Origin of the sequence: Kitasatospora sp. GAS204B (genome assembly GCF_029892155.1) — a bacterium.
Classification (GTDB): Bacteria; Actinomycetota; Actinomycetes; order Streptomycetales; family Streptomycetaceae; genus Kitasatospora.
The window spans coordinates 57,554-83,572 of sequence record NZ_JARZAG010000012.1; the positions used below are offsets into that span (position 1 = coordinate 57,554).

A 26,019-nucleotide genomic window follows, 5' to 3' on the forward strand; every position below is an offset into this window, starting at 1 on the left:
GCCTGCCACCCGCCGGCTGCCGGACGTGCGGCCTAACTCAGCCTGCCAAAACACTCGTTGACAGGGCCATGAACCTCTCTGCCCCCTAGAATCTCAAGACATCAAGAGAACTTCATGTCCTGGGGGATGAGTTGGCGGCCGCCGAACAGTTAGTGACGATCGCAGCTGTCCTGGTCGGTGCGATGACCACGCACCTCACCAACCACGCGATGGAGCGGACTCGGAAGCAGCACGAGCTACTGACGCGATGGGACGAGAAGAAGCTCGACGCCTACGAGGGCTACATCGACAAGATCAGATCGTGCATCTTCCTTGCCGTGCAGCTCTACGAGCACAAGGAGGGCATCCATGCGAGCCCCAAGGGCGAACACGAGCTGAGCGTGGAGCTGGCGGAGGCCAGCTGGCAGCGCGGGCGCGCATTCGAGCGCATCATGCTGCTCGGTGGCGATGAGGTCGTTGAGGCAGCGCACCAGCTCAACGCGGCAGCCCTCGAAGTCGACTGGCAGGCCGGCGGCAAGGTCCACGGCACCCTGGACGAGTGGCGCTCACGTAACCGCGCCGTCTTCCGCAGCATCAACGAGTTCCACGACGCCGCGCGCCAGGACCTCGGCGTCCAGGGCAACGTCAGCGGTGAGAGCCACCCGGAGCGAGACCTTCTACTGCCTCCCCAGAGAGGTGGCGCGACGGGCAAGAATGGCTGATTCGCCGCCCACCACGTCGAGCGAGACACCTCAGCACCGCCCAGGGAAACCCAGTGGGAACTCCCTGCTGCGGGCGGCAGAGTCTCCCTCATCGGCGAGTGGCAGCGGGGCTACCCTGACGACCGGCGCACAGCCGAGCAGCGCGCCAAGAAGGCAGCCGACCACATGGGCTGGGACTTCGAGTACACGGCCGGCCGGGTGATGGCCCAGCTGACCGGTGAGCACGTCATCCTCCAGGACGACGGGAGCTCGCACAGCATGCCAGACATCCGGATCGAGTACGCGGACGGCCGGGTCGGCTTCGGCGAGTGCTGGATGGACCTGGACCAACACCCCATGCCGAGGTCTCCGGCGGTCTCGCCAGAGAGCGGTCTTCGATGGCCGACCCGGGCTGCAGCCGGGTCTGGACAGCTCGCGTCAACGGCGACTTCCGGCTGAAGAACCGTCAGGTCTCTGACTACCGCAGCTGCTCGGCGAGCTAAAGGCCGAGGGTAAAACGCCCGCGATGATGGGTGAGCGCTGTCTGGTATGGAGCCCGGTCGAGGGCTGGTTCAACCCGACCGGCCGCTGGGCGGCCAGCTGACCGGCAGAACCTGCTGCGCAGGCTCCGGCCCGGCGACGTGACCGAACCGGGGCCTGCACACGGCTACTTCAGCAGCCTCGTCATGCGGGCCGGGCGGGTCAGGACAGGTTCAGCGCCGGCGACTCCGTCGGCCCATACCAGTTGAGGCCGTCAGGGGTGAAGGACATGTCGACGTAGTAGGTGTTTCCGGTTGCCTGCTGTCCGAACGAGATGTTGTCCAAAGCGGTGCACTGCCCTGCGGGTATCGCCCACTGCGTCTGGGACGGGTCGCAAAAGGAGGAGATCTCCGCAACGATCTGCCCGTTGTGGACGAGCTGCAAGTCGACCGAACGCACCAGTCCGCTACCGCTGAGGTAGCCGCTGCCGTTGACCGTGGCGCCGCTGGAACTGATGCACGGCCTGGTGGACACATTCAAGCCGCTGTACGAGTACCAGGCGCGGCACCCGCCACCGGTGGACGCGTGCGCTGCCGAGGCAAGCGCCAGCGGCGCGGCCAGCGCGGCCGCCGCGACTACGGCGACGCGGACTTTCGATCGGTTCTGCATAGCTCTGAGTCCCTCCGTGGGTCCAAGGTTGTACGTCAACATACGGATGGGCCAACTCGATCACGCCCCCCGGCGCCACTGTAGCCACCTGCATGGGAAACTGAAAAGAGATCAGCAGCCTAGTGCTCCAGTGAGAGTTCTCCATGTGCCCTGGTCAGTGGCCTGGGGACGGTGAGTGTATCGAGGCTGCGGCGTGGGTGGGGCACATGGAAAACCTATTAGGAAGCCGGCCGAAACGGCCCGCCGGATGACCAACGGACCGTCACGAAAGATCGAGGCCAGGGCGCTGTCCGTTGCACTCGCGCTTTGACTACCAGACCGGCCGGCTAGGCGAGTAGAACGTCCCGTACTTCTGCCCGTCGATCACGATGAAGCTCTGACCTTGCGCATAGCCATTCGGGAAGGCACTGCTCCCATATCCTGCATCGCCATGACAAGGCGTATTGAAAGTGCTGTTTGTCGGATAGCCCTGACAGGTGGCAATATTAAACATGTAGCCACCGCTGTTATACCAGAGCGTAACCGCGATCCGATGATGCCCATAGTTCACGATGTTTACGTCAGGTGAAGCCCAATACGACGCAAGCACATGAACGCACGTCGACAGGTAGACGTCGTTCGTAACCTTGCTCTGGTTGCACCAAGTGCCCGTATTACCGGCAGCAGAAGCTGGGGTCGTCCCGACCAGCAGCGCAGTCGCCGCCACTCCGAACGTCAGCGCACTCGCCATCGACCGTCGAAACTTGCGAGCAGTGCCCAAAATGACCTCCCGGCTAGCTCCACCCGCGACCGCCACTGAGAGTGAATACTTGACAGCCGCGACCTCGTCAATTCTTTCAGGGGGAATCGAGGCGGTCAAGACTTGCGCATGGATACCGTGCAAATAAACTCGAAATGACCAAACTTTGCCAGAAATGACATGTTGTATGAAATATGTCAGATGTATTCGGTTTCTTCCTCTGGAAGTGGCCGCCCTTGCCAGGCGTGGCGGACTAATATTCCAGCCGGACTTCTCTATTCCCGCTGGTCAACGGGCCTGAGACTGGCCCTGGATGTCTTCGACAGCAACAGCCAGCAGATGCGGCAGCAGCACCTCAAGTATGTGATCACTCAACGCGCTTGTTCAGAGATCGAACTGACCAATGGTCACGCTCAGCCATCCCGAAATGTTGATCAGAACCGCCAACGAGCGCCGTCGCGGCGAGGCCGTCAGTGGACGGTTCGACAGTCCAGGTGAACGACGTCTCGGCCTGGGCGCCGTTCGGGTCCTTCGCGGTTACAGTCACCGTGTTGGTCCCGGCCGTGGTCGGAATGCCGGTGATCAGGCCCGAGAACGAGAGAGACAGACCGGCAGGCAGATCGGTGGCGCTGTACGCCACTCTCTGTCCGGTCGTCGAGTCGCTTGCGGCGACCTGCAATGAGACCGGAGTGCCGGCCGAACCCTCCTGCGGGCCAGGGGCGGTGATCGTCATGAGCTGCCCGAGTTGGTCAGCGCAGATGCTGAGCGTGCCAGTGAGCTTGAGCCCTGCGGAAGAGTCGGCGTCGCCGACAGCAATGCCGTAATCGCCAGTACTGGTAGCCCAGTTGTTCGTGTCCACGTCCCAGTAACGAAGGCTTCGCTCGGTGAGCGGGAAGGTGACAGTCTCGCTCTGGCCAGGCTGCAGGTTCACCCGGACGAAGCCCTCAAGCTGCCGCGGCGGCTGCCCGGAAGCAGCCGGGTCGATGACATACAGCTGGGCGACCTCCGCTCCGGCCCGGGTGCCCGTATTGGTCACGGTCGCGCTCACCGTGGCCTCGCCACCCCGCGGCAAGCGGCTGATCTGCAGGTTGCTGAAGGAGAACGTGGTGTAGGAAAGGCCGTAGCCGAATGGGTACTGGGGCGTCAGGCCCTTGCTGTCGTACCAGCGGTAGCCGACATCGACGCCCTCCGAGTACTGAGCCTGCCCGTCAACGCCGGGCCATCGCGCGTTCGTGCTCGCCGGGAGCTGGGAGAGCGAGGTCGGGAAGGTCACCGGCAGGTGGCCGGAGGGGTTGGTGGCGCCGAACAGAACGTTCGCGATGGCGGTGCCGTCCTGCTGCCCTGGGTACCAGGCCTCAAGCACGCCCTTGACCGAGGAGAGCCAGGGCAGGGTGACCGCGGAGCCGGTGTTGAGCACCACGATCGTGTCCGGGTTCGCCGCGGCCACCGAAGAGATCAGCGCGTTGTCCTCGCTGGGCAGATCGATGCTCGTCAGGTCGCTTCCTTCGCTCTCCCAGGTGCTGGCGAACACCACCGCGACGCTGGACCTGGCGGCGAGCGCAGCGGCCGAGCTCGGCGAGGAGCCGTCGTCGTAACTCACGGTCGCACCGCTGGGCGCGGCACTGGTGATCCCCTGCAGCGGCGTGACTGTGCCGCTGGAGTTCACGCCCGCGGTCCCGCCACCGCCGGTCTGTGCGCTGGTCGAGGCATCCGAGCCGATGACGGCGATGGACGTGTCCGAGGCGCCGAGCGGCAGGACGTTGTCCGAGTTCTTCAGCAGTACCGTGCCCTCTTCGGCCAGGCGCTCTGCCGTCGCCTGGTGCGAGGCACTGGTCGCGACCTGGGTCGCGGATCCTGTCGCCGGCTTGTCGAACAGCCCGAAGGCGAACATCTCGGTGAGGATGCGTGAGACGGACGTGTCGATCATGGACTGACTCACCTGACCGGAGGTGACGGCCTGCCGCAGCGCGCTGCCGAAGTAGGTGTTGTCACCCGGCATGTCCTGGTCCAAGCCCGCGTTCACTGACGGCACGGTGGAGTGTGTGGCGCGCCAGTCGGAGGTGACGAAGCCGGTGAAGCCGAACTGCCGGCGCAGGACTGAGTTCAGGATCAGCGGGTTCTCGCAGGCGAAGGTCCCATTGATCTGGCTGTAGGAGCACATCACCGAGGAGGGGGCGCCCTGCTGCACGGCGGTCTGGAAGGCGGGTAGGTAAATCTCCCGCAGCGCCTGGTCGCCGACGATCGCGTCGTCGGCGGGCGTGTTGCGGTTCGTCTCCTGGTTGTACACAGCGAAGTGCTTGACCTGTGCCATCACCCCGGTGGACTGCACACCGCGGATGTCAGCTGCGCTCATCTGCCCGTTGAGGTACGGGTCCTCACCGACCGACTCGAACGCGCGGCCCCAGCGCGGGTCCCGCACGATGTTGATCGTCGGTCCGAGGTCCACAGTCGTGCCCTTGGCGGCCTGCTCCTCACCGATGGCCTGGCCGTAGGTCTGCTCCGCTGTGGTGTCCCAGGTCGCGGCGACGCTGACGGGCGCCGGGAACTGGGTGACCCCCGTCATCCAGTCGCTCACGCCGGCCGGACCGTCCTCCAGGCTCAACGCCGGGATGCACAACGAACCGATCCCCGGCGTAAAGCCGACGTAGCTGGAGCCGCCGGCCCCGGTCATCAGCTGGACCTTCTGATTCAGCGTCATCCGCGAGATCACCTCGTTGACGCGCTGAGGGATCGGCGCGCTCGATCCCACCCACGGGCAGGCGGTCGAGACCGCCGCAGCGGGTGGAGCCACGACATAGGCAGCCGGCAGCGAACCGGACAGAGTGCTCAAGGCCACCGCCATTCGCGCGAGCCACGGTGCGGTGACGATCCTGCGCATGACGCCTCCGGCTCACGGAAGGGAGATGACTCGCTGGCCCCTGCACACTAATCTGGCGAACCCTCCAGGTCAGAACACGACACCGGAGACGGCGAAGCGACGACGCCAGACCAGGTCAGCGCGCATTCCTTATGCCGATTCGCGGAGGAGACACCCCGTCAGCCAATCTCATTGCACGCCATTTCTGCTGGTTGCAGGCCAATCAACTGCACCGGTACTGCGCTACCTTGCAGACTGCGCCGGCGCCCGCGGGTGATTGCATAAAGACCTTTACTGCAGCTTCAGGCGCCGCGCACAGCGCTGCGCGTTTTCAGTGAGACTCCGCCACCCACTGCGCCCGCTACTGCACAGGAGGAGTCTCAGCGACTGCCTGCTCATAGGAGGTGATACCGGCACCAATTCGCCGCGAGGCGCGCCGGAAGAGCCTGTTGGGCACCGGTTCGTCCTTGGCGACGATGGATTCTCGCACTTTATTCAACGATCGAACTACTTGTTCCAGCTCTTCTGCTGCTCTGGAGAGTCCGATTGAAGCCTCTAGCCGCGCATTATGCCTCAGCGCCGTATACTGCCGAGCCGACTCTCGGTAGGAAGCAGCAAGCTTACCTGAACCGATAAACGACGCTGTTGCAGCAACTGCTCCGGAGGTCGCAGAGAGGGCACCTCCGAACTTGATGGAAAAAATTGCAGTAGCGATCCCTGATGCGGCCGAAATGATCGCCGGAAAGAAGACGATGAACCTTCCCCAGAAGTCTGCCGATTTTGCTGCCTCAAAATATGCCTGGGCGCTATATAGGGCATCGATTTCAAGTCTTTTAAGTGCGTCGATGGGAGCGCTTATTTGACCAGAGCTTGACATTTTCGCCTCACACGATCGGTATATCAGGTTCGCTTTGTAGGTAGGCGGCAGTAACTCCGAGAGCACCGCTTTCGCTGGATAGGTGCCTGAATATCCTCTTCGGGAAGTATCCAGACTCGTACATGCCGACCATTAGAGCTCTTCGCATGGACTCTGTCGGCTCGTTTTCGAACCTGTGCTTCATGAGCATTCCACTAGAAAGGCTTCCCGATCTAGCGATGTAGCGCACGGCAAACTCTCTCGGCAGGCTTCCCCTATTTTTGTCCTCTAGAATCTCCCATGCGGCGTCAAGGATGCTGGGGTCGCGTATGCCATGCTTGAGGGCCATCCGGATTACCTGGAATTGCAGATAAGGATATGGCCGTATGGCCCCGCTTCGCGCCATCGATGCAAGACTCCGCCTTACTTCATTTCCTCTCGTATCGGTGAACTTCGCTATGTAGGGAAAGAAATCCCTCGCGAGATGAGGGAATGAGGGAGAGTTCTCCAGGGTCCAGGAGAGGGCGTAGTCATCTCCTAATCGCTTCAGCCTGTTTATTGCGAACCGAAGATCCCGCGCGGATATCTCTTCTTGGCCGACGACCTTGTCGAAGTAGCTTCGGACCGTGGCTGGCGTGCCGGGGCTCCCGACCCGGATTCCATACTGGATGGCATCTTTCTCTGCATCTTCAAAGAAGTCCTTAGCCTCGGCCGGCTCCATAATTATGGTCTTTTGTGAGGCCATGGTCAGTCGGCGCGACCGAAGGACATCGTTTATCTGAAGGATGGCGTCGCGGAGAACCCAGAAGTCCGGCCCAAACAGATACATGTCGTCAGAGTATCGGAAACTTTTAATGCCCCGCCTTCGAAGTAGCTCGTCGACTGGCAGCAGGTAGAGATTCGCAAGTATGCCCGAAGCGTCCGATCCCTGGGGAATTCCCCATGCGCTATGGAAAGATTGAAATGAGTCTAGATAGTTGCTGAGCATGCGGACCCAGCCATTTTCCCCCGAAGCTGCCTCGAGATCATCCATCAATGTTTCTAGGTGGATGCTGTCGTAGAAGGATGTAACGTCGGTGCGGGCCACATAGTGACCAGGATTTCTTGAGAGATGGCGCGCTGCTGATCGCTGCATCCGGAGCCACATGTCGATCGGACTCTTGAATGAAAAGCTTCCTCGGCTCCACCGGTAGCTGTAGACGGAATCGAAGATTTGCGAGTCCACGGCCCTGGCCAGCCTAAAAACGAGCACCTCGTACAGAATCCGATCCCTCGTGGAAAAGCGCACTAGAGGGCGAACGGAAATCTTATCCTTGGGGAGATCGACTATTTCAATGTTGTCGATCCTAGTATTTCCGGCCCGGAGGTCAGAAAGGAGTGAGTTGTACAGCGTAGGCCAGAATAGGCGCAGATCATCAAGGCCTATTACGTCCGGAAGCTCCTCGTTATAGCGGCCCCGATAATGGTGCCGCCATGTAGAGTCCAGGACCCGTGGAACGTTCATCGCTCGGCCTCTTGCTAGTCAGGCGAACCCAAGCTGGGTGCGCAGACCTGCAAATCTTCATTTAGCCAACAGAGATTACATGCATGAGTCAGCTGCTGGCTAGCGGCCCGAGCCAATCTCGTGGGTTCATGTCGATACCTGGAGGATTTGATGGGTTTGCATCATTTATCCGATTTGTGGCGCCGGCTGTTCGCATCGGAGGCCATATTGACAGCAAGCGCAATATCTTGAGTGCTGCAAAGTCATGCTTATAAGCAGCGTTCGAGCCACCAACGCGTGTGACTACACAGCTGCGAGGTACGGCACCATGGCGGCCTGGCTGCCGGCAGACTTCGCGGCCAGGAAGGCGCGGGCGGCAGGGGGGTGCGTGCCACAGCCGTGCCGGATCGGACGGTATGTGACTGACAGTCAGAGCCATCAAGAGGCCAGAGCCAGGCGAAGGCCCATCGGCGGAAGGGCCAAGGTCAGCCTGGGTGCCCCGCGCCAATCCTTGTAAAGCAGGGGTCGTCGGTTCGAACCCGACAGGGGGCGGTACCGTTCCGCAGCGATCACAGAGTCAGGGGCAGAACAGCATGGACCGCAAGCGCAGGGTCGATGGCTGGACAGCGGGCACGTACCTGCATGGTTGGGCGATGGTCGAGATCCGAACCATGGCGCGACGGCGCAAGCCGTTGAGCACGTGGCCCGACGACGACTTCGTTGCGTGCATCGCGTGGTTGGCTGACCTGTGCCACAACATGCCGGTTGATCCTTTCCGAGCACGTCGGTGGTGGCACTGGCGAGACCGGCAGAACCGGCGACCCATGGATTGGACCTGGAAGGTTGCCGGGCCAGCTGGCCGAGAGTGGATCCTAACGTCGTTGGAGAAGATCGGGATGGACTGGACCCCACCAGCAGACGAGTAGCAGCCAGGGCGTCTCGCAGCCATGCGGGGTTGAGTGTCTAACTGCGCTACAACGGCCCCGTACCCCCGCGCACAACCACGGACACTCACGCACCGTCTGTGCAGGTCATCGGCGCCCCTTCCTCACGTCGGGTGAGTGTCCGAGTTGCTTCGGGACGAAGAGGCCGTGGGTTCAAATCCCGCCACCCCGACCCAGTAACACCAGTCAGGGCCGGTGTCCCTTGCGGGACACCGGCCCTGACTGGTTTTCAAGCCTCCCGGGGAGTGGCCTCGGGAGTGGATCATGCAAATCCCGCTCCCGGCGGCCTACTACTGGCGGCCCGTCAGTAGGGCGTCGAGGACGGCCACGGGTGAGCGGGGAGACATCCGCCGGCGAGCTTCGAGAGCGGCCCCCCAGATCCGCGTCAGGCCGTCCATCAGTTCCTCGCGCATCTCCTGCGTCACATGCGAGTACCGCGCCTGAACCGACCCGTCGAGATGACCGATCCGCTCATCGGCCAGCACCTTCGGGGTCCTCGCAGGACCTTCGCCAGCCAGATGCGTGAGCAGCGTGGCTGGGACATCGCCACATCCGGAGGCTGGGGCCGCAGCTCCGGGCAAGGCCGAACCACGTACTCCTTGCGCGCCCGCCGCAAGAGCCTGACCTCATGACCGAGCAGGCGCTGCTGTACAGCCTTCGGCCCTGCCGATCGCCGTCCGGAGGGCCCAGCGGACGTGGGAGGGGTCCAGCTCCTTGCCGATGTCCGAATGGCAGACCAGGTCGTTCTCCTCCCACTTGTCCCCCACTGCCAGCTGGTCCCGGCCCTGGTCCACCCAGTGCTCCCACAGCGCCTCCACGCACCGGGGCGACAGCGCGAGGGGCGCCGGCGGGTCGGCGTCCGGCAGGCATTGAGGAACGGATGGTTCCAGGTCAGCGCACGCAGTTCCTCGGTCCGCGCCCCGGACGGCCTCCCAAGCCGCCCGTTGGGGCCCCGAGCGTAGCCCAACGACCTTGCACTCTGGCCGCCTTGGCGGCGTTGGGTTAGATTTCGCTGAGAGGCAGAGTCATGACCCCGGAGGGGACTGAATGTCAGCCGAGTTGGTGCAGTTGGTTGAACAGGCTGGGCCCTATGTCAGTGCTGCGGTCACCGCGTACGGGGCCGCTGTGCTCACACGGGCGCAGGATGCTGCCGTGGACGCGACGGCGAATCTCGGGCAGCGCATCCTTCAGACCGTGTGGCAGCGGAGGCAACGCTCGGACCAGGCAGCCCTGACCGTTTCCGTGGCGGAGGCCGCTGCCGAGCCGGAGAACCCCGAGGCCGCCGCAGACCTGCGGCGGCAGATCGAGCGCGCCCTGCGTGAGGATGACCGGCTCCGCGAGGACGTGGCCGCGATGTTGCCGCCCACCCCGCAGGTCGTGATCACCGCCTCGGGTGAACGGGGTATCGCCGCCCAGCACATCGGCACCGTCATCAACGGTGACAACACCACGATTCAGCGGTGACGCTGCCCGACGAGCCGTCCGCCAAGTATTGGATCAATTCCAAGGGCCACCGCGGACTGGCTGCGCAGCACATCGACATGGTCGTGAACGGCGACTTGGTCCTGACGCCGGCCGAGACCGTTACCGGAGGCACACCGACGCCCGCCGACAGCGGCCCCGAGCTGCGAGGACCATCCGCCGGCATCGGCCCGAAGTACTCAAACGCACCCCAGAAGAATCCGTCGTTCACCGGCCGCGACGATGTCCTGACCGAACTGCACACGACGCTGGCCGAGGGCACCACGGCCCTGGTGGCCGCGGCGCCCCAGACCCTGCAGGGGCTTGGCGGGGTCGGCAAAACACAACTGGCCGCAGAGTATGCGAACCGCTACAGGGCGTATTACGACCTGATCTGGTGGATCGATGCCGAACAGACCGAGCTGATCACGTCTGCCCTCGCCCAACTGGCTGAGCGGATACTCCTCCCCGTCGGCGGTGACGTCGAGAAGGCGGCGGAAGCAGCCCAGGATGCACTGCGCCGGGGCGTGCCAACCACCCGATGGCTGCTGATCTTCGACAATGCCGATGCCCCCGCCGATGTTCGCCGCTTCTTCATCGACGGCCCCGGACACACCCTGATTACTTCCCGAAACCCGAACTGGTCCGGGCTGGCTCAGGTGCTGCCGGTAGACGTGTTCGACCGATCGGAGAGCATCGAGCATTTATGCAACCGGGTCCCCGGCCTGTCCGAGGAGGACGCGGCCCGGGTTGCCCGCGAGGTCGGCGACCTGCCGCTGGCCGTCGAGGTCGCCGCCGCCTGGCTGGCGACCACCGGGATCCCTGTGGACACCTATCTCACCCAACTGAAGGCCGCTGCCCCCAGGGCCCTCGCCGCCGGCGAGCCCCCGCTGGACTACCCGGCCCCGGTCGGTCAGACCTGGAACGTCTCGATCGCCAGGCTGCGCGAGCAGTCACCAGCTGCCGTCCGGCTGTTGGAACTGCTAGCCTTCTTCGGGCCCGAGCCGATCTCGCTCAGGCACTTCTTCTACTCCGAGTCGATGCGGCTGGCCCTGGAGCCGTACGACCGGGAACTGGCCGAGGGCTTCATGCTCGGCAAGGTCCTGCGTGCGGTCAGCCGATACGGGCTCGCCAGGGTCGACACGGCAAACGACAGTGTCCAGGTGCACCGCCTGGTGCAGGCCGTGGTCCGCAGCGGCATGAGCGAGGACGAGAAGAGCACCGCGGCGCACGAAGTGCACCGGATCCTGATCGGCGCCCGACCGGTCACCGGCGACGCCGACGACCCGGCCAACTGGCCCGCCTTCGAGGAGATCTGGCCGCACCTGTCACCTTCCCGGGCACACAACTGCGACGAGCCGGACACCCGCGAGCTGATGATCGACCGGGTCCGCTACCTGTGGAGGCGCGGGGAGTTCCAGCAGGCCCGCCACACCGGCGACCTACTGGAGGAGGCCTGGACCGCCAAGCTCGGCGATGACGACCCCCAGATCCTGCTACTGCGCTTCCAGCTCGCCAACGTGATGCGCACGCAGGGCCAGTACGCCCTAGCGCAACAGCTGGACCAGGACACCCTCGAGCGACAGAAGCGGGTGCTCGGCGAGCATCACCCGTACACCCTGAGGACGGCCAGCTCGCTGGCCGCCGACCTGCGCACGGTCGGCGACTTCCACCAAGCGCTGGCGCTGGACCGGGAAACGCTGCAGCGGCTCCGCGAGCAACTCGGCGAGGACAACCCGCGGACCCTGTCCTGCGCCAACAACCTGGCCATCGACTACCGGCTGACGGGCGACGCCCTGGCCGCCCAGGAGCTGGACCAGGACACCCTGGACCGGCGCGCCCTGGTGCTCGGCCCGAAGCACCCGTACACCCTCTCCAGCAAGTCCAACCTGGCCCGCGACCTGCGCGCGGCGGGCGACTACGAGGCCTCGGTGACGATCCACCAGGAGGTGGTGGAGGCCCTCGCCGAGGTGCTCGACATCAACGCGCCGGAGATCCTGCGCAACGCCACGTCACTGGCCGTCTCGCTGCGCAAGGCCGGCCGGCAGACCGAGGCCCGCCGGATCATCACGGAGACCTACGAGCGCTACCGGGAGCGCTACGGCGAAAACGCCCCCGACACCCTGGCCTGCGCGCTCGACCTGGCCGCCGACTACAGCGCGGGCGGCGACAAGAACGCCGCCCGCGACCTGGCCCGCCAGGTCCACGTCGGCCACCAGCAGCTGTTCGGCTTCGAGCACCCGTTCACCCTGGCCTGCGCCAACAACCTGGTGATCTACCTGCGCGGCAGCGGCGAGGTGGAGGAGGCGGTCGAGCTCGGCCGGCGGACGGTGGGTACGTTGCAGCGCGTGCTGGGCCCCGACCACCCGTACGACCTGAACGCCAAGATCAACCTAGCCAACGCGTACGCCGACCTCGGCGAGTACACGAGGGCCGAGCAACTGGAGCTGGCTGCCCACCGCGGCCTCACGGAGCGCTTCAATGGCCACCACCCGGACGCGGTCAGCTGCCAGTCCAACCTGGCGGTCACCCTACGGGCGCTTGGCCGCACCGCCCAGGCCGCCGAACTGCGGGCTCGGGCGCTCACCGAGTTCATCCGACAGCTGGGCGAGGAGCACCCCAACACCGTCTCCGCGCGCGGTTGGAATCGGATCAACCGGGACCTGGAGTCGCAGCCGTTCTGAGGACTCGCCATCTCGCCGTGCCGTCAGGCAGAGGAACAAAGGTCAGGAACGACGCTTCCGCGGACTGGCCACCCATGAGCGCGGGATCTCGTCGTTCCAGCCGTCCTCGGCGGTGAAATCTGCCGCTCGACAGCCTCGGCTCCGATCGGAACTGTGGTCCCAGCGCTCCCGGTCCCGGGAGTCGGTCTCGATGGGCTGCCCACACTTGGCGCACGTATCCCGATCGGGTTCGCTCGCCACGACTGTCTTGTTCGCCCACTCCTGAGACTTCTGGGCCAGCGCTTCGAGCTGGAGGAGAACCTCACGTCCCGAGACCTCGGGGTTGGCATCCACCATGCCGTGCACGGCATGCACCAGCCTGTCGGCCTCGCCCGACCTCACGGCTGCCATCATCGCGAGAATGCGTTCGTCCATCGCGCCCCACTCCTGGTTCGCGCTCCGGAAGTACAGCAGCAAAGTACAGCAACCGGGCCGTCCGGTAGTGGCCTTCAGTGCACCTGACACCACTTCTGAACAGCCCAAATGACCTCGGCGACCGCCCTGCCCGTAATTCGGGACGAAGAGGCCGTGGGTTCAAATCCCGCCACCCCGACCCAGTAACACCAGTCAGGGCCGGTACTCCGCAAGGAGTACCGGCCCTGACTGGTTTCCCGACTCCTCTGAGGGTCACTCGGGAGTGAGTTGGGGAGTGGATCACGGAATCCCACTCCCGAGCGCCTGCTACTGACGCCCCATCAGCACCGCAGCGAGACCGACCACGGGTGACCGGGGCGACCTGGCCGGCGCCCCCGGCCAGGGCTCGGCCAGCACCGGAGTTCGCCCCCCGCCCCCCGCCTCAGAAGCGGCTGTACGCCTCGATGTCGTCGTTGAACTCCGCGATGGCCTGCGGGGTGAGGGTGGGCCGGGTGTCGGCGATGGCGGTGAGGTAGTCGTCGGTGGTGGCGGGGGTTCCCTGGTGGTGGGTGAGTTCGCGTTCGAAGGCTGCCTGGGCGCCTTTTCGGGCGGCGAACTCGATGTCGGCGGGGGTGAAGAGCTCGCTGGCCCGCACCAGGTGGTCCACGTCCACCGAGGCGGCGGGGCCCAGGTAGCGGGCCCAGATGGCCGCGCGGGCGGCCGGGTTGGGTGGGCCGATCGGGATCACGTAGTCGAAGCGGCCCGGTCGCAGGAAGGCCGGGTCCAGCGAGCGGATCGAGTTGGTGGCGCAGACCAGTAGACGGGCCTCGTGCTCGCGGAAGCCCGGGATGATCTTGAGCAGCTCGTTGGTGACCCCGTGTCCGGGGTCGACCGCCTTGCCGGAGCGGATCCCGGCGATCTCCTCCACCTCGTCGATGAAGAGCAACACCGCGTCCAGCCCGGCGAGGTCGGCGAACGCGTCCCGCAGGGCGACGGCCAGTCCGCCGTCGGTGGCCGCCGCCAGGCGGGACGGGAAGAGCTCCACGAATGGCCAACTGAGCCGGGAGGCCACCGCCTTGGCGAAGCTGGTCTTGCCGGTGCCGGGCGGGCCGAAGAGGATCACCGCCTTGGGCGGGGCGACCCCGTAGCGCTCGGCCACCGCCGGCTCCACCAGCGGGAGCACCACCCGGCGTTCGACGACCTGCTTCTCACTCTCCATGCCGGCCATGGCCTCCCAGAGCCCGCCCGGCAGCATCCGGCCGCCCAGCACCGCGAGCGCGTCGGCGTCGGCCGCGCCCGGGGGCTCGATCCGCTCGTAGTAGGCCAGGCCGTTGCGGACCAGGTAGCCGGAGTTCTCCAGGGCCTTCGTCCCGGTGGCGCCTTCGGGCAGCAGCACGCTGATCCGGCGCACGCCGACCGCTCGCAGGCGCCGCTCGACCTCGGCGAGCAGCGCGCTGCCGACTCCACGGTTGCGCCACTGCGAGGCGAGGGCCACCAGCAGCACCCAGGCGCGGTCGCCGCGCGGCTGGGCGACCACCATGCCGATCACCTCGTCGCCGACCGCGGCGACCACGCTCGCCTGGTCGGCTGCGGCGGCGGCCATCACCTCGGAGACCGGGAAGATCGGGACCTCGCCGTCGGCCTGGCGGCTCTGGTCCCAGATCTGGATCGCCTGGTCGAGGTCGGCTTCGCGATAGTCCCGCAGGTGCCATACCGGCATCGTGTTCACCTCGCCCCGTCCGGACCTCCATTCTCGGCGCGGGAGCGGCGGGCCGCCGCCGGAAGGCCGGGGCCCGCATCGGCGCCGGTCAGGGCTGCAGCGGCGGGTAGTGCGGGTCGAGCAGGCCGCGCGAGGCCAGGTAGCCGTGCAGCGGGGTGGTGTCCGGGTGGTGGCCCCACTGGTGGTCGCCCGGAGACTGGCCCGGGCCGGCCAGCGGGGCGGCGAGCAGCTGGCGCTGCACCGGGGTGAAACCGGCGGCCGCCCGGGTGGCGAGCAGCTCGGTGTTCTCGTCGCGGCTGTGCTGCCAGCGGTGCGCGTAGGCGAAGAAGATGCCCTTGCGGGTCAGCTCCGAGTGGTTGTCGGTCCTGGTGTGCCAGAGCCGACGGTCGAAGAAGACGGCGTCACCGGCGGCGACGGTGACCTCGACGGCGCCGACCGGCTCGGGCCACGGGACGTCACGGCGCGGCGGCCCGTCGATCCGATTGGCCAGGTGGCTGCCGGGGACCACCTTGAAGTTGCCGCGGCCCGGCTCGGAGACGTCGGAGAGCCAGAAGGCGACCTTGACCGACAGGCGCGGGCGCGGTTCCGTCTCCAGCTCGCGGTTCTGCCGGCCGCCGTCCTGGTGCCACTCGAAGCGGTAGGGCTTGGGGACCCGGATCGGCGGGTGCACGTCCAGGTGCGAGTGGTAGACGTGCACGTTCCAGCCGAGCACCGACCAGACCAGCGGGAAGGTCCGCGGATGGTCGATCAGGTGCACCGCCTGCGGCAGTCCGGCCACCGCGCAGAGCCGGTGCATCGAGCCGCCGGGGCCGACCCGGCCGGCCGCGCGCTCCTCGGCGTGCAGCCGGTCCAACGCGTCCGCGTACCGGGCGACTTCGTGCTCGTCGAGGGCGCCCCGGATCACCAGGTAGCCGTCCCGCTCGAACCGCGCGCGCTGCTCCCCGGTCATCGGACGCAGCGTCGCCGTGGCGCTCTTGGTCATGAACTCTCCCCCTGTACCGGCTGATTGCGTCCTAGAGAACGCGGCCCCGGTCCGCCCGGTTGACCTCGATCGGTGTGACCACCGCCACAGCCCCCGGATACAACCGGCTCGCCGCACAACGCGTTGTTGGATGGTGCGGTGGCGAACGGCTCCGCGCGGGACAAGCGGGGGACCTTCGTGCGGCGCAGCGAGCGGGAGACCAGATTCGAGGAGTTCGTGCTGGCCCGCTCGCCCTCCCTGCTGCGCCTGTGCCACCTGCTGACGAACGACCGGGGCCTGGCGGAGGACCTGCTGCAGACCACGCTCGCCAACTGCTACCGGCGCTGGGACCAGGCCACCTCCCAGGGCAGAGAGGAGGCCTACGTGCGAGCCGCGATCGTCAACACGCACATCAGCACGGTGCGCCGGCGCCGACTCCAGGAGATCCTCACCCTGCACCTGCCGGAGACCGGCCAGCGCGAGCCGGCCGGCGCCGTGGACGACCGCGACCTGCTGCGCCGTGCGCTGGCCGAACTCGCCCCGCGCACCCGGTCCGCCGTGGTGCTGCGGCACTACGTGGGACTGACCGAGCAGGAGACGGCGCAGACCCTCGGCTGCTCGGTGGGCAACATCAAGCGGCTGAGCTCCCGCGGGCTCGCCCAACTGCGGGCCGCGATGGACCGGCAACCACCCGCCCCGCAGGCCACCGAGGCCCCGCGGCGCGCGATCCAGGCAGCGGCCCGATGAACTCCTCGACCGAGCGCTTCGAGGCACGGCTGCAGACGGAACTGGCCGCCATCGCGGATTCCATCGAACTGCCGCCGCCGGACTTCCAGTACCGGGTGCGGCAGCGGATCGCGCTGCACCGGCGCCGGCGCCGGGCCACCGTGGCAGCGGCGGTCGCGGCCGGCGCGGCCGTGGTGCTGGCCGCCTCGCTCGGCCTCTCGCTGCCGAGCCGCGACAGCCGGGTGATCGTCCCCGCCGCCGACGGACCGTCGGTGACCGGTCCGCCCGGCGCGCGGCCGACCGCGACGGCAGCGTCCGACACGCCCTGGTGGGCGGCCGACTCGACAGCCCGCCCGACCGGCGGCACGGCAGCCGGCACGAGTTCCGACCAGGCCAGCGGCCCGGCGGGCAACGCGGCGAGCGGCACAGCGACCGCCCCGGACAGCTCGGCGGCACTGCAGGCGTTCTGGGACAGCAAGGACAGCGGCCCGCACGACGAGGTGCGGCTGCTCGACCAGGAGCCGACACCCAGCGGGTTCCTGCTGCTGGTGGCCGGCCGGGAGCCGGACGGGCGGCGCCGGATCCTGCTGCTGCACAGCGATCGGAACGCCGAGCAGGGCCTGACCGATCAGTCACTGCTGCTGCTGGCCGACTGGCCCGCGCCGAGCACGCCCACCGCACCCATCGCGCTCGCCGTGGGCGTCCCCACCGACAACGTCGCCCTGATCCTGCTGGCGCCGCCCTGCGGCGGCGGTGCCCGGGTCCTCAGTCTCGACCACACCCCGGGCATCGCCGAAGTCCTCTGGACGCAGAGCCGCCCGGGCATCTGGCGGACCAGGATCACGCTGCCCGGCGACAACCGGACGTCGCTGCGCTGCGACGCTCCGGGCGACGGCGTCGACCACCCGCTGGTGCAGCAGAGCAGCGGGGTGCCCACGGCCATTGGGACGGTCAGCCTGCTCACCGGCGAGTGACTCCCGACCTGCCGCGCCCCGTCCGGCGCCCTGGGAGCGCCCCGGGTGGCAGACTGCTGACGGCCGCTGCCGCTCACCCGAGGGAGCCCTCGTGTCCCTGGACTTCGACGACCCGTCAGCCCTGCTCCCGCCCACCGAGCACCGCAATCCGGCCAGCCTGGAGCTGGATCGGATGGACACCACCGCGATCCTGGAGCTGATCAACGATCAGGACGCCACCGTGCCGGGCGCGGTGCGGGCCGCGCTGCCGCAGCTGGCCGAGCTGGTCGAGGCGGGGCTGCGGACGCTGCGCGCGGGCGGCCGGGTGCACTACTTCGGCGCCGGGACGGGCGGACGGCTCGCGCTCGGCGACGCCGTGGAGCTGGGGCCGACCTACGGGGTGGGCGAGGAGCACTTCGTCGCGCACCTGGCGGGCGGCCACCGAACGGCCGCCGTCGCCCGGGAGGGCGCCGAGGACGAGCCGCCCGACCCGGCGGAGCGGCAGCCCGCGGACGAGCGCGACCTGGCGATCGGCATCACCGCCGGCGGCGGCACCCCGTACGTGACCGCCGCGCTACGGGCGGCGCGCGCGGTGGGGGCGACGACCGCGCTGCTGTCCGGCAATCCGCACGCTCCGGCGGCCGCCTTCGCGGACCTGCACGTCCTGCTGGACACCGGACCCGAGGTGGTCACCGGCTCCACCCGGATGAAGGCGGGAACCGCCCAGAAACTCGCCCTCAACGCCTTCTCGACCGCGCTGATGGTACGCAGCGGGCGCACCTGGTCCAACCTGATGATCACCGCCTCGGCCGCCAACACCAAGCTGCGCGAGCGAGCCGTCCGGAACCTGATGACGGCCTGTCAGGTATCGCGACACCAGGCCGAGGAGGCGCTCGACGCCTGCGGCGGGCAGACGCCGACGGCGCTGGTGGCGCTGGTCGGCGGCAGCACCCCGGAGCGGGCCAGGGCGGCGCTGGAGCGCAACCACGGCCGGCCGTGGGCGGCGGTGCGGGAGCTGGGCCGGGCCACCGTCGAAGGCGTCGAGGCGGGCTGATCAGGGGGCGGGTTGATCAGGGCGTTCGCCCGCAGGCGGTGTCCGGTCGGGTGCCGTCAGGTCGGGCGGTGTCCGGTCGGGCGCCGTCAGGTCGGGCGCCGTGCCGAGGCCCGGCGCGGCGGCGGGCGGGATGCAGTCGGGGCTGAACTGCTCGCTGACCCAGATCCGCGTGCCACCGCGGCAGTCGACCAGGTAGTCCCGCCCCACGCTCCACTGCCGCCCGGCGCCGTAGGACCAGCGCCGGGGCGCGAAGGAGACCGGGCGACAGCTCAACGCGAGCTGCTGCTGGGCGAGATGGTGAAGCAGCGGCACCCCGGGCGACGGGAGCAGCGACTCCGCCTGCCGGGCGGGCAGGTAGATCCGACTGCTGCTGACCGTGACTCCCTGGGGCGTGACCAGCCGGCAACGACGCAGCAGCAGCGGGACAGCCCCGCCCTCACCCGCGAGCGCCTCGCGCACCGCCGACGGGATGACCGCCGGCACGAGGGGCTGCTGGCCGTCCACCACCGCGCGCACGGGGCTGCCGACCAGGCTCGCCAGCAGCCGGTTGGCCGAGCCGTCGAAGGTGAGCAGCAGCCGCGTCACCTCGGGATAGGACCACGGTCTCAGCGGCGGCGGCTCGGCCGGCTCCATCACTGGCACCACGGCGCACACCTCGACTCTCCTCACTCGGGCGCCCAGCTTCCTTGTCTGCAAGGCGATCTGACCGCACGTCAATCATAGATGGCAGCCAATCGATGAACGCAAGTCCTAACTTGGTCCGCAGTCAAAGCTTTTCTGGTCAAACACGTCTACCACGCAGGTCAGACAGGTGACTTGACGTTATGTCTGTTAATTCATTCGACTGCTCGGTGGCTCGGCGTCGCGGGGAACCGGGTCTGATATTCAGACCGTGGTATGAAAACCGCGTCGGTGCAGGCCACCGCCCCAGCCGACCGGGTCGAGCCGAACGGAGACACCATGGACCCGCGCCCGCCCGCCGCCCCCAGCCTGGGCCGCCGCGAACGCAACAAGCAGCGGGTCCGCGAACGCCTGTACACCGCCGCCGTCGACCTCTTCGTGGCCAAGGGCTACGAGCACACCTCGATCGAGGACATCGTCGAGCGCGCCGATGTCGCCCGCGGCACTTTCTTCAACTACTTCCAGCGCAAAGAGGATCTGATCACCGCCTGGAGCGAGCAGCGGGGCCACCACCTGATGCTGCTGCTGGCCGAGGGCCGGCGCGACAGCAGCAGCCCGCTCGCGCAGCTGACCCGCTGCATAGCCGTGCTCGGCGGGCTCGACTCGGCGCAGCGGGAGCTCACCGTGGCCATGCTGCGGGCCTCGGGCAAGGCGGGGCGCCCGATCCTGCGGCAGCCGTACGTCGCTCAGACCTTCGCGCGGATCGTCGGAGCGGGTATCGCACAGGGCGAGTTACGCCCGGGGCCGGCGCCCGAACAGGTCGGCGACCTGCTGCACGACCTCTACCTCGGCGCGCTCCACCGCTGGGCGGACGGGCCCGACCCCACCGGGCCCGAGGCGCTGACCGGGGAGCTGCAGGGCATCCTGCGGCTGCTGCTGGACGGCATCGCGCTGCCCGCCGCGCGCTGATCCGACGCGAATTACGAAACACGCCCAGGCCTCCGCCGAAGGCCCAGGCAGGCTTCGCCAGGCGTTCAGTCGCCGGCCGCCCCTGGTACACGGCCGACCCATAGTCATAGCGCGAGCCCTTGCCGCCCGCACTGTGAGTACCAGGAGAAGCCGTGAACCGACGCTCCATCCGCCTCGCCGCAGTCCTCAGCACCACCGGCGCACTCGCCCTGGGCACCGTCGCCCCGGCGCTGGCCGCCGCCCCGGCCGCCGCACGGCAGCACGGTGCCGCCAAGCACGTCCTGCTGATCTCCGTCGACGGGCTGCACCAGTCCGACCTGAGCTGGTACGTCGCGCAGCACCCGCAGTCGGCGCTGGCCCGCCTGGTCGGCGGCGGCGTGGAGTACACGAACGCGCAGACGACGACCCCCTCCGACTCCTTCCCCGGCATGGTCGCCCAGGCCACCGGCGGCGGCCCCGGCACCACCGGCGTCTACTACGACGACACCTACAACGCCAAGCTGCTGCCGGCCGGCACCACCGACTGCAAGGGCGTCAAGCCCGGTGTCGAGGTGGACCTGACCGAGGACCTGGACAGGAACAAGGCCTCGATCGACGCCGGCCAGGGCCTGGCCGGCCTGCCGGGCTCCATCCTGTCGATGACCGGGCAGCCGCAGACCCTGATCGACCCGAGCAAGCTGCCGGTCGACCCGGCCACCTGCAAGCCGGTCTACCCGCACTCCTACCTCCAGGTGAACACCATCTTCGAGGTGGCGAGCCAGGCCGGCCTGCGCACCGCCTGGTCGGACAAGCACGCGGCCTACGACATCCTCAACGGCCCGTCCGGCACCGGGATCCAGGACCTGTTCACGCCCGAGATCAACAGCGACGCCCCCGGCTACCCGGCCGGCGGCGACTGGACCACCGACAACCAGGCCACCGAGCAGTACGACGGCTACAAGGTTCAGGCCGTGCTCAACGAGATCGACGGCTACGACCACAGCCGCACCACCAGGACCGGCACCCCGGCGATCTTCGGCCTGAACTTCCAGTCGGTCTCCACCGCCCAGAAGCTGCCCACGTCCGAGGGTCTGACGGGTGGCTACACCGCCAAGAACGTGCCCAGCCCGCTGCTGGCGAAGAACCTGGCCTACGTCGACGCCCAGATCGGCGCGCTCACCGCCGAGCTGCGCAAGCAGCACCTGGCCGACTCCACCACCATCGTGCTCTCCGCCAAGCACGGCCAGTCGCCCACCGACCCGAGCGCACTGACCCGGATCGACGACGGCCCGCTGCTGGACGGGCTGAACGCCGCCTGGAAGAAGCTGCACCCGACCGCCGGCGACCTGGTGGCCCACGCCGTGGACGACGACGGCATGCTGCTCTGGCTGAACGACCGCTCGGCCGCGGCCACCGAGTTCGCCAAGAACTACCTGCTCGCCCAGAACGGCACCGGCAACGACATCAACGGCACGTCGAAGGCCTTCACCGCGAGCGGTCTGAGCAAGGTCTACGCGGGCGCCGCGGCAGCCCGGTACTTCGGCGTCGAGCCGGGCGACGCCCGGGTGCCGGACATCTTCGGGATCGGCCAGTACGGCGTGGTCTACACCGGCGGCCACGGCAAGGTGGCCGAGCACGGCGGCGCGCACGCCGACGACCTGGACGTGCCGCTGGTGGTCTCCGGCGCCGGCACCCCGGACCACGTGCGTGACGCGGCCCCGGTGCAGACCAAGCAGATCGCCCCGACCATCCTCAAGCTGCTGGGCCTGAACCCGCAGGCGCTGCAGGCCGTGCGCGAGGAGAACACCAAGGTGCTGCCGGTCCGCTGACCGTCCACCAGGTGGGCGGCCCCGCCGCGGGCCGCCTACCTGATTGGGCGTATGTCGCACGGATGGCCCCGCGCCGGGAGGGCCTACCGTCGGGCCCATGTCCACGCTCACCCAGAGGCCCGGCGGCCTCCACCGGCTCGGTCAGTGGTGCGCGCGCCACTGGGCCGTGGTGCTCATCGGCTGGCTGGTCGCGCTGGGCGGGCTGCACGGGCTGCAGAACGCCGTCGGCGGCAGCTACTCGGACGACTTCTCGCTGCCCGGAGTGCAGTCGCACACCGGCCAGCAGGTGCTCGCCGCGCACGCCCCGGCCTCCGGCGGTTTCGGCTCGCAGATCGTGCTGCGCGACGCGAGCGGCCCGCTCACCGCCGCGGCCGGACCGATCGGCCAGAGCGTCACCGCGCTGCAACAACTGCCGCACGTGCTCTCCGTGGTGAACCCGCTGCCCGCCCCCGGCGCCCCGCCCACCGGCGCACTCTCCGCCGACCAGACCATCGGCTACGTCACCGTCCGGTTCGAGGCCAACCCCACGGTCTACGGCACCGGCTACCTGACCGGCGTGGACGCGGCGGTGGCACCGATGCGGGCGGCCGGCCTCCAGGTCGAGTACGGCGGGCCGCTCGGCGAGCTGGCCCGGCCTCATGCCAAGGACCTGACCAGCGAGGCGATCGGCTTCGCGGTGGCCGTGGTGGTGCTGGTGATCGGCTTCGGCAGCCTGATCGCCGCCGGGCTGCCGCTGCTCAGCGCGCTGCTCGCGGTGATCGTCGGGCTGAGCTGCCTGAGCCTGCTGGCGATCGCCTTCACCTTCGCGAGCGTCTCGCCGACCCTGGCCACCATGATCGGGCTGGGCGTGGGCATCGACTACGCGCTCTTCCTGATCACCAGACACCGCCAACTGCTGATGGACGGGGTCGACCCGACAAGTGCCGCCGGACGGGCGGTGGCCACCAGCGGGCGGGCGGTGGTGGTCTCCGGCTGCACCGTGGTGATCGCGCTGGCCGGGCTCTCGGTCTCCCGGGTGAGCTTCATCGGCAAGCTGGGCGTGGCCGCGATGGTCACCGTGATCACCGCGGTGCTCGGCGCGATCACCCTGGTCCCCGCGCTGCTCGGGCTGATCGGACGGCGGATCGACCGGTTCTGCCTGCGCACCCCGGTGGCGGAGGTCAGCGCGGTCCCCGCCGAGCAGGGCGCCGGCTTCTGGCACCGCTACGCCCGCCGGGTCGAGCGCCGCCCGTGGTGGTTCCTGGCCGGCGGCCTGGTGGTGATCGGGGTGCTGGCGATCCCGCTCTTCTCGATCCGGCTCGGCCACATCGACGACGGCGCCGATCCGATCACCTTCACCGACCGGCGCGCCTTCGACCTGATCTCCGAAGGCTTCGGTCCCGGCGCCAACGGGCCGCTGACCATCGTGGTCGACCAGAGCGCGGTCCCCGCCGCGGACCGCGCCACGCTGCTGACCAACCTTCAGCACTCCCTCACCGGCGTGCCGAACGCGGCCAGCATCAGCCCGCTGCAGCCGACCTCGGACGGGCAGGTGCTGATCGCCACCGCGATCTCCACCAGCGCGCCGCAGGAGGCCGCGACCACCAACCTCTTCAACCACCTCAAGAACACCGCGCTGCCGCAGGGCACCACCGGAACGACCGCCAAGAGCTACCTGACCGGCACCACCGCGGCCCAGCTGGACTTCCTGGAGCTGGTCGCGGCGCGGCTGCCGGGCATCATCGCGGTGGTGGTGGGCCTGGCGTTCATCATCATCCTGGTGGTCTTCCGCGGCCTGCTGGTGGCGGTCAAGGCGGCCGTGCTCAACCTGCTCTCGATCGGGGCCTCGTACGGCGTGGTGGTGGCGGTCTTCCAGTGGGGCTGGGGCGGCCCGGCGCTCGGGGTGAACGGCAAGGTGCCGATCGAGAGTTACGTGCCGATGATGATGTTCGCCATCGTCTTCGGCCTGAGCATGGACTACGAGGTCTTCCTGCTCTCCCGGGTGCACGAGGACTGGACCCGGACCCGGAACAGCCGCGACGCCGTGGCGCACGGCCTGGAGATCACCGCCCGGGTGATCACCTGTGCCGCGCTGATCATGGTCAGCGTCTTCGCGGCCTTCATCCTGAGCGACAACATCGTGGTCAAGATGCTGGGCCTGGGCCTGGCCGTCAGCGTGCTGGTCGACGCCACCGTGGTCCGGCTGCTGCTGGTCCCCGCGGTGCTGACGCTGCTGGGTGAGCGCGCCTGGTGGATGCCGCGCCGGCTGGACCGGATGCTGCCGACGGTGAACGTCGAAGGCGACTGACGGCGCGTCAGCGGGCACTCGTACTGTTCGAGCGCCCCCGACGCGCCCCTGTGCGCCGGCACGCGACATGCGGCCGACCCGGGTGATCTTGTCCAGGATGCGCCCATGACGACGTACCCGAACCGCCGCCGCGCCTGGATCCCGCTGCTCCTCGGTGCCGCGCTGGCGCTTTCGCCGCTGGCGCCGACCGCCGCCTTCGGTCGACCGACCGACCCACCCGTCGACGCGGCGGTCTCCCGCTACCTGGCCTCGATCCAGGACCGGCCCGAGGCGCTGGACGCCTTCTTCCGCGACCTTCCCAAGGGCGGCGACCTGCACAACCACCTGTCCGGCGCGGCGAGCACCGAGTTGCTGCTGCAGCTGGCCGTCGAGCAGGGACTGTGCATCGACTCGACCGACACCGCCCAGCAGCCGCCCTGTGCTGCCGGCACCCGGCCGGCCGCCGACACCAGCACCGACCCGGCCTTCCGGCAGGAGGTGATCCGGGCCTGGTCGATGCAGGACTTCGTGCCTGGCGCCGAATCCGGTCACGACCACTTCTTCGCCACCTTCGGCAAGTTCGGTGCCGCCACTTACCCGCACACCGGGCGGCTGCTGGCCGAGGTCGCCAACCGGGCGGCGGAGCAGCACCAGTACTACCTGGAGACCATGATCACGCCGGCCTCGAGCGGCGCGGCCGCGCTCGCGGCCAAGGTCGGCTGGGACCCGGACCTGGCCGCGCTGCGCGACAAGCTGCTGGCCGACCACCAGATCGCCGACCTGGTCACCCAGGCGAGCGGCGACCTGGACCGGATGTTCGCCGAGCAGCGGGATGTCTCGCACTGCGGCACACCCCAGGCCACCCCGGGCTGCGCGCTGCCGATCCGGATCATCTCCCAGGCGAGCCGCGGCACGGCGCCCGAGCGGGTCTTCACCCAGTTGCTGCTCGGCATGGAACTCGCCCGCCACGACAACCGGTTCGTCGCCGTCAACCTGGTGCAGCCGGAGGACGGGCCGGTCGCGCTGCGCGACTACGAGCTGCAGATGGGCATGCTGGACTACCTGCACGGCCAGTACCCCGAGGCACACATCACGCTGCACGCGGGCGAGTTGGCCCCCGGCCTGGTCAAGCCCGAGGACCTGCGCTTCCACATCCGCCAGGCCGTGGAGAAGGGCCAGGCGGAGCGGATCGGGCACGGCGTGGACCTCGGCCACGAGGACGACCCGGACGGCCTGCTGCGCACCATGGTGGAGCGCCACGTACTGGTCGAGGTACCGCTGACCAGCAACGCCCAGATCCTCAACGTGATGGGCGCCGACCACCCGTTCCCGCGCTACCTGGCCGCCGGGGTGCCGGTCGCCCTCGCCACCGACGACCAGGGTGTGGAGCGGATCGACATCAGCCACGAGTACCGGCGGGCCGCCGAGACCTACGGCCTGGACTACCGCACGCTCAAGCGGCTGTCCCGCACCTCGATCGAGTACGGCTTCCTGCCCGGCGCCAGCATCTGGCGGGACGGGGACGTGTTCCGGCTCGCTCCCGAGTGTGCCGGGGAGCGGCCGGGCAACCGGCACCCCCGGGCCGACTGCGCGGCGCTGCTGGCGGGCAGCCCGAAGGCGGCCGCGCAGTGGCAGGAGGAGGCCGGCTTCGCCGCCTTCGAGCGCCACGTGCTCCGGAAGTAACGCGCCCACAGG

At 68.3% G+C, this 26,019-nt stretch carries 18 protein-coding genes and 2 pseudogenes; 10 read left to right on the plus strand and 10 right to left on the minus strand.

Annotated elements, in window-relative coordinates; translation table 11 throughout:
* Positions 1-131: 131 nt before the first annotated feature.
* On the plus strand, positions 132-701 hold the full coding sequence (locus tag P3T41_RS18185; protein WP_280690932.1) for a hypothetical protein: 570 nt from the start codon (positions 132-134) through the stop codon (positions 699-701).
* Between the two features lie 681 nt (positions 702-1,382).
* On the opposite strand, the gene P3T41_RS18190 is transcribed toward P3T41_RS18185, so the two are convergent.
* The 6 genes and pseudogenes from P3T41_RS18190 to P3T41_RS18215 form a co-directional block, all read right to left on the minus strand.
* A complete protein-coding gene (locus P3T41_RS18190; RefSeq protein WP_280690933.1) occupies positions 1,383-1,829 on the minus strand; it encodes a hypothetical protein in 447 nt (148 codons plus the stop codon).
* Positions 1,830-2,139: 310 nt separating this feature from the next.
* A complete protein-coding gene (locus P3T41_RS18195; RefSeq protein ID WP_280690934.1) occupies positions 2,140-2,688 on the minus strand; it encodes a hypothetical protein in 549 nt (182 codons plus the stop codon).
* Positions 2,689-2,935: 247 nt separating this feature from the next.
* A complete protein-coding gene (locus P3T41_RS18200; protein ID WP_280690935.1) occupies positions 2,936-5,446 on the minus strand; it encodes a glycoside hydrolase family 3 C-terminal domain-containing protein in 2,511 nt (836 codons plus the stop codon).
* A gap of 340 nt (positions 5,447-5,786) precedes the next feature.
* Positions 5,787-6,302, minus strand: a complete 516-nt coding sequence (locus P3T41_RS18205) for a hypothetical protein (RefSeq protein ID WP_280690936.1) — start codon at positions 6,300-6,302, stop codon at positions 5,787-5,789.
* Between the two features lie 7 nt (positions 6,303-6,309).
* Entirely contained in the window at positions 6,310-7,785 is a 1,476-nt protein-coding gene (locus P3T41_RS18210; protein ID WP_280690937.1) for an RNA-directed DNA polymerase, read from the minus strand.
* Between the two features lie 1,213 nt (positions 7,786-8,998).
* Positions 8,999-9,202, minus strand: a pseudogene (locus tag P3T41_RS18215) (LacI family transcriptional regulator); the annotation flags it as partial.
* A 553-nt stretch (positions 9,203-9,755) separates the two neighbouring features.
* On the opposite strand from P3T41_RS18215, the gene P3T41_RS18220 reads away from it, so the two are divergent.
* Together P3T41_RS18220 and fxsT are read left to right on the plus strand one after the other, a co-directional pair.
* Positions 9,756-10,172, plus strand: a complete 417-nt coding sequence (locus tag P3T41_RS18220) for a hypothetical protein (protein WP_280690938.1) — start codon at positions 9,756-9,758, stop codon at positions 10,170-10,172.
* Complete coding sequence (gene fxsT / locus P3T41_RS18225; RefSeq protein ID WP_280690940.1) at positions 10,169-12,853, plus strand: FxSxx-COOH system tetratricopeptide repeat protein; 2,685 nt, start codon at positions 10,169-10,171, stop codon at positions 12,851-12,853. The genes P3T41_RS18220 and fxsT overlap by 4 nt, the downstream gene beginning before the upstream one ends.
* Before the next feature lie 42 nt (positions 12,854-12,895).
* Here the strand turns inward: fxsT and P3T41_RS18230 are convergent, their stop codons facing one another.
* From P3T41_RS18230 to P3T41_RS18240, 3 genes and pseudogenes are all read right to left on the minus strand, one after another.
* Positions 12,896-13,267 carry a hypothetical protein gene (locus P3T41_RS18230; protein ID WP_280690942.1) on the minus strand — a complete coding sequence of 124 codons (372 nt, stop codon included), beginning with the start codon at positions 13,265-13,267 and terminating at the stop codon, positions 12,896-12,898.
* Positions 13,268-13,688: 421 nt separating this feature from the next.
* Positions 13,689-14,993, minus strand: a pseudogene (locus P3T41_RS18235) (bifunctional GNAT family N-acetyltransferase/ATP-binding protein); the annotation flags it as partial.
* 61 nt (positions 14,994-15,054) lie between these two features.
* The gene (locus P3T41_RS18240; RefSeq protein ID WP_280690943.1) at positions 15,055-15,948 is read right to left on the minus strand and encodes a phytanoyl-CoA dioxygenase family protein; all 894 of its coding nucleotides are present in this window, start codon (positions 15,946-15,948) and stop codon (positions 15,055-15,057) included.
* Between the two features lie 138 nt (positions 15,949-16,086).
* On the opposite strand from P3T41_RS18240, the gene P3T41_RS18245 reads away from it, so the two are divergent.
* The 3 genes from P3T41_RS18245 to P3T41_RS18255 all read left to right on the plus strand — a co-directional run bounded on the left by P3T41_RS18245 (position 16,087) and on the right by P3T41_RS18255 (position 18,660).
* Positions 16,087-16,674 carry a SigE family RNA polymerase sigma factor gene (locus P3T41_RS18245; RefSeq protein ID WP_280690944.1) on the plus strand — a complete coding sequence of 196 codons (588 nt, stop codon included), beginning with the start codon at positions 16,087-16,089 and terminating at the stop codon, positions 16,672-16,674.
* Entirely contained in the window at positions 16,671-17,627 is a 957-nt protein-coding gene (locus P3T41_RS18250; protein ID WP_280690945.1) for a hypothetical protein, read from the plus strand. Before P3T41_RS18245 ends, P3T41_RS18250 begins: the two co-directional genes overlap by 4 nt.
* A gap of 91 nt (positions 17,628-17,718) precedes the next feature.
* Positions 17,719-18,660: an N-acetylmuramic acid 6-phosphate etherase gene (locus P3T41_RS18255; RefSeq protein ID WP_280690946.1), complete on the plus strand. Its 942-nt coding sequence runs from the start codon at positions 17,719-17,721 to the stop codon at positions 18,658-18,660.
* On the opposite strand, the gene P3T41_RS18260 is transcribed toward P3T41_RS18255, so the two are convergent.
* Positions 18,661-19,305 (minus strand): hypothetical protein, encoded by a 645-nt coding sequence (locus tag P3T41_RS18260; protein ID WP_280690947.1) that lies wholly within the window; start codon positions 19,303-19,305, stop codon positions 18,661-18,663.
* A 252-nt stretch (positions 19,306-19,557) separates the two neighbouring features.
* Between P3T41_RS18260 and P3T41_RS18265 the strand changes: the two genes are divergently transcribed.
* The 4 genes from P3T41_RS18265 to P3T41_RS18280 all read left to right on the plus strand — a co-directional run bounded on the left by P3T41_RS18265 (position 19,558) and on the right by P3T41_RS18280 (position 26,007).
* Positions 19,558-20,250, plus strand: a complete 693-nt coding sequence (locus tag P3T41_RS18265; protein WP_280690948.1) for a TetR/AcrR family transcriptional regulator — start codon at positions 19,558-19,560, stop codon at positions 20,248-20,250.
* Between the two features lie 152 nt (positions 20,251-20,402).
* A complete protein-coding gene (locus P3T41_RS18270; RefSeq protein ID WP_280690949.1) occupies positions 20,403-22,058 on the plus strand; it encodes an alkaline phosphatase family protein in 1,656 nt (551 codons plus the stop codon).
* A 97-nt stretch (positions 22,059-22,155) separates the two neighbouring features.
* Positions 22,156-24,345: an MMPL family transporter gene (locus tag P3T41_RS18275; RefSeq protein ID WP_280690950.1), complete on the plus strand. Its 2,190-nt coding sequence runs from the start codon at positions 22,156-22,158 to the stop codon at positions 24,343-24,345.
* 105 nt (positions 24,346-24,450) lie between these two features.
* Positions 24,451-26,007 (plus strand): adenosine deaminase, encoded by a 1,557-nt coding sequence (locus tag P3T41_RS18280; RefSeq protein WP_280690952.1) that lies wholly within the window; start codon positions 24,451-24,453, stop codon positions 26,005-26,007.
* Positions 26,008-26,019: the final 12 nt, after the last annotated feature.

Coding starts and splice junctions, on each gene's coding strand:
- P3T41_RS18190 (WP_280690933.1), bottom strand. CDS start 1,829: ATGCAGAACCGATCGAAAGTCCGCGTCGCCGTAGTCGCGGCGGCCGCG.
- P3T41_RS18200 (WP_280690935.1), bottom strand. CDS start 5,446: ATGCGCAGGATCGTCACCGCACCGTGGCTCGCGCGAATGGCGGTGGCC.
- P3T41_RS18205 (WP_280690936.1), bottom strand. CDS start 6,302: ATGTCAAGCTCTGGTCAAATAAGCGCTCCCATCGACGCACTTAAAAGA.
- P3T41_RS18210 (WP_280690937.1), bottom strand. CDS start 7,785: ATGAACGTTCCACGGGTCCTGGACTCTACATGGCGGCACCATTATCGG.
- P3T41_RS18220 (WP_280690938.1), top strand. CDS start 9,756: ATGTCAGCCGAGTTGGTGCAGTTGGTTGAACAGGCTGGGCCCTATGTC.
- P3T41_RS18230 (WP_280690942.1), bottom strand. CDS start 13,267: ATGGACGAACGCATTCTCGCGATGATGGCAGCCGTGAGGTCGGGCGAG.
- P3T41_RS18240 (WP_280690943.1), bottom strand. CDS start 15,948: ATGACCAAGAGCGCCACGGCGACGCTGCGTCCGATGACCGGGGAGCAG.
- P3T41_RS18250 (WP_280690945.1), top strand. CDS start 16,671: ATGAACTCCTCGACCGAGCGCTTCGAGGCACGGCTGCAGACGGAACTG.
- P3T41_RS18265 (WP_280690948.1), top strand. CDS start 19,558: ATGAAAACCGCGTCGGTGCAGGCCACCGCCCCAGCCGACCGGGTCGAG.
- P3T41_RS18275 (WP_280690950.1), top strand. CDS start 22,156: ATGTCCACGCTCACCCAGAGGCCCGGCGGCCTCCACCGGCTCGGTCAG.
- P3T41_RS18280 (WP_280690952.1), top strand. CDS start 24,451: ATGACGACGTACCCGAACCGCCGCCGCGCCTGGATCCCGCTGCTCCTC.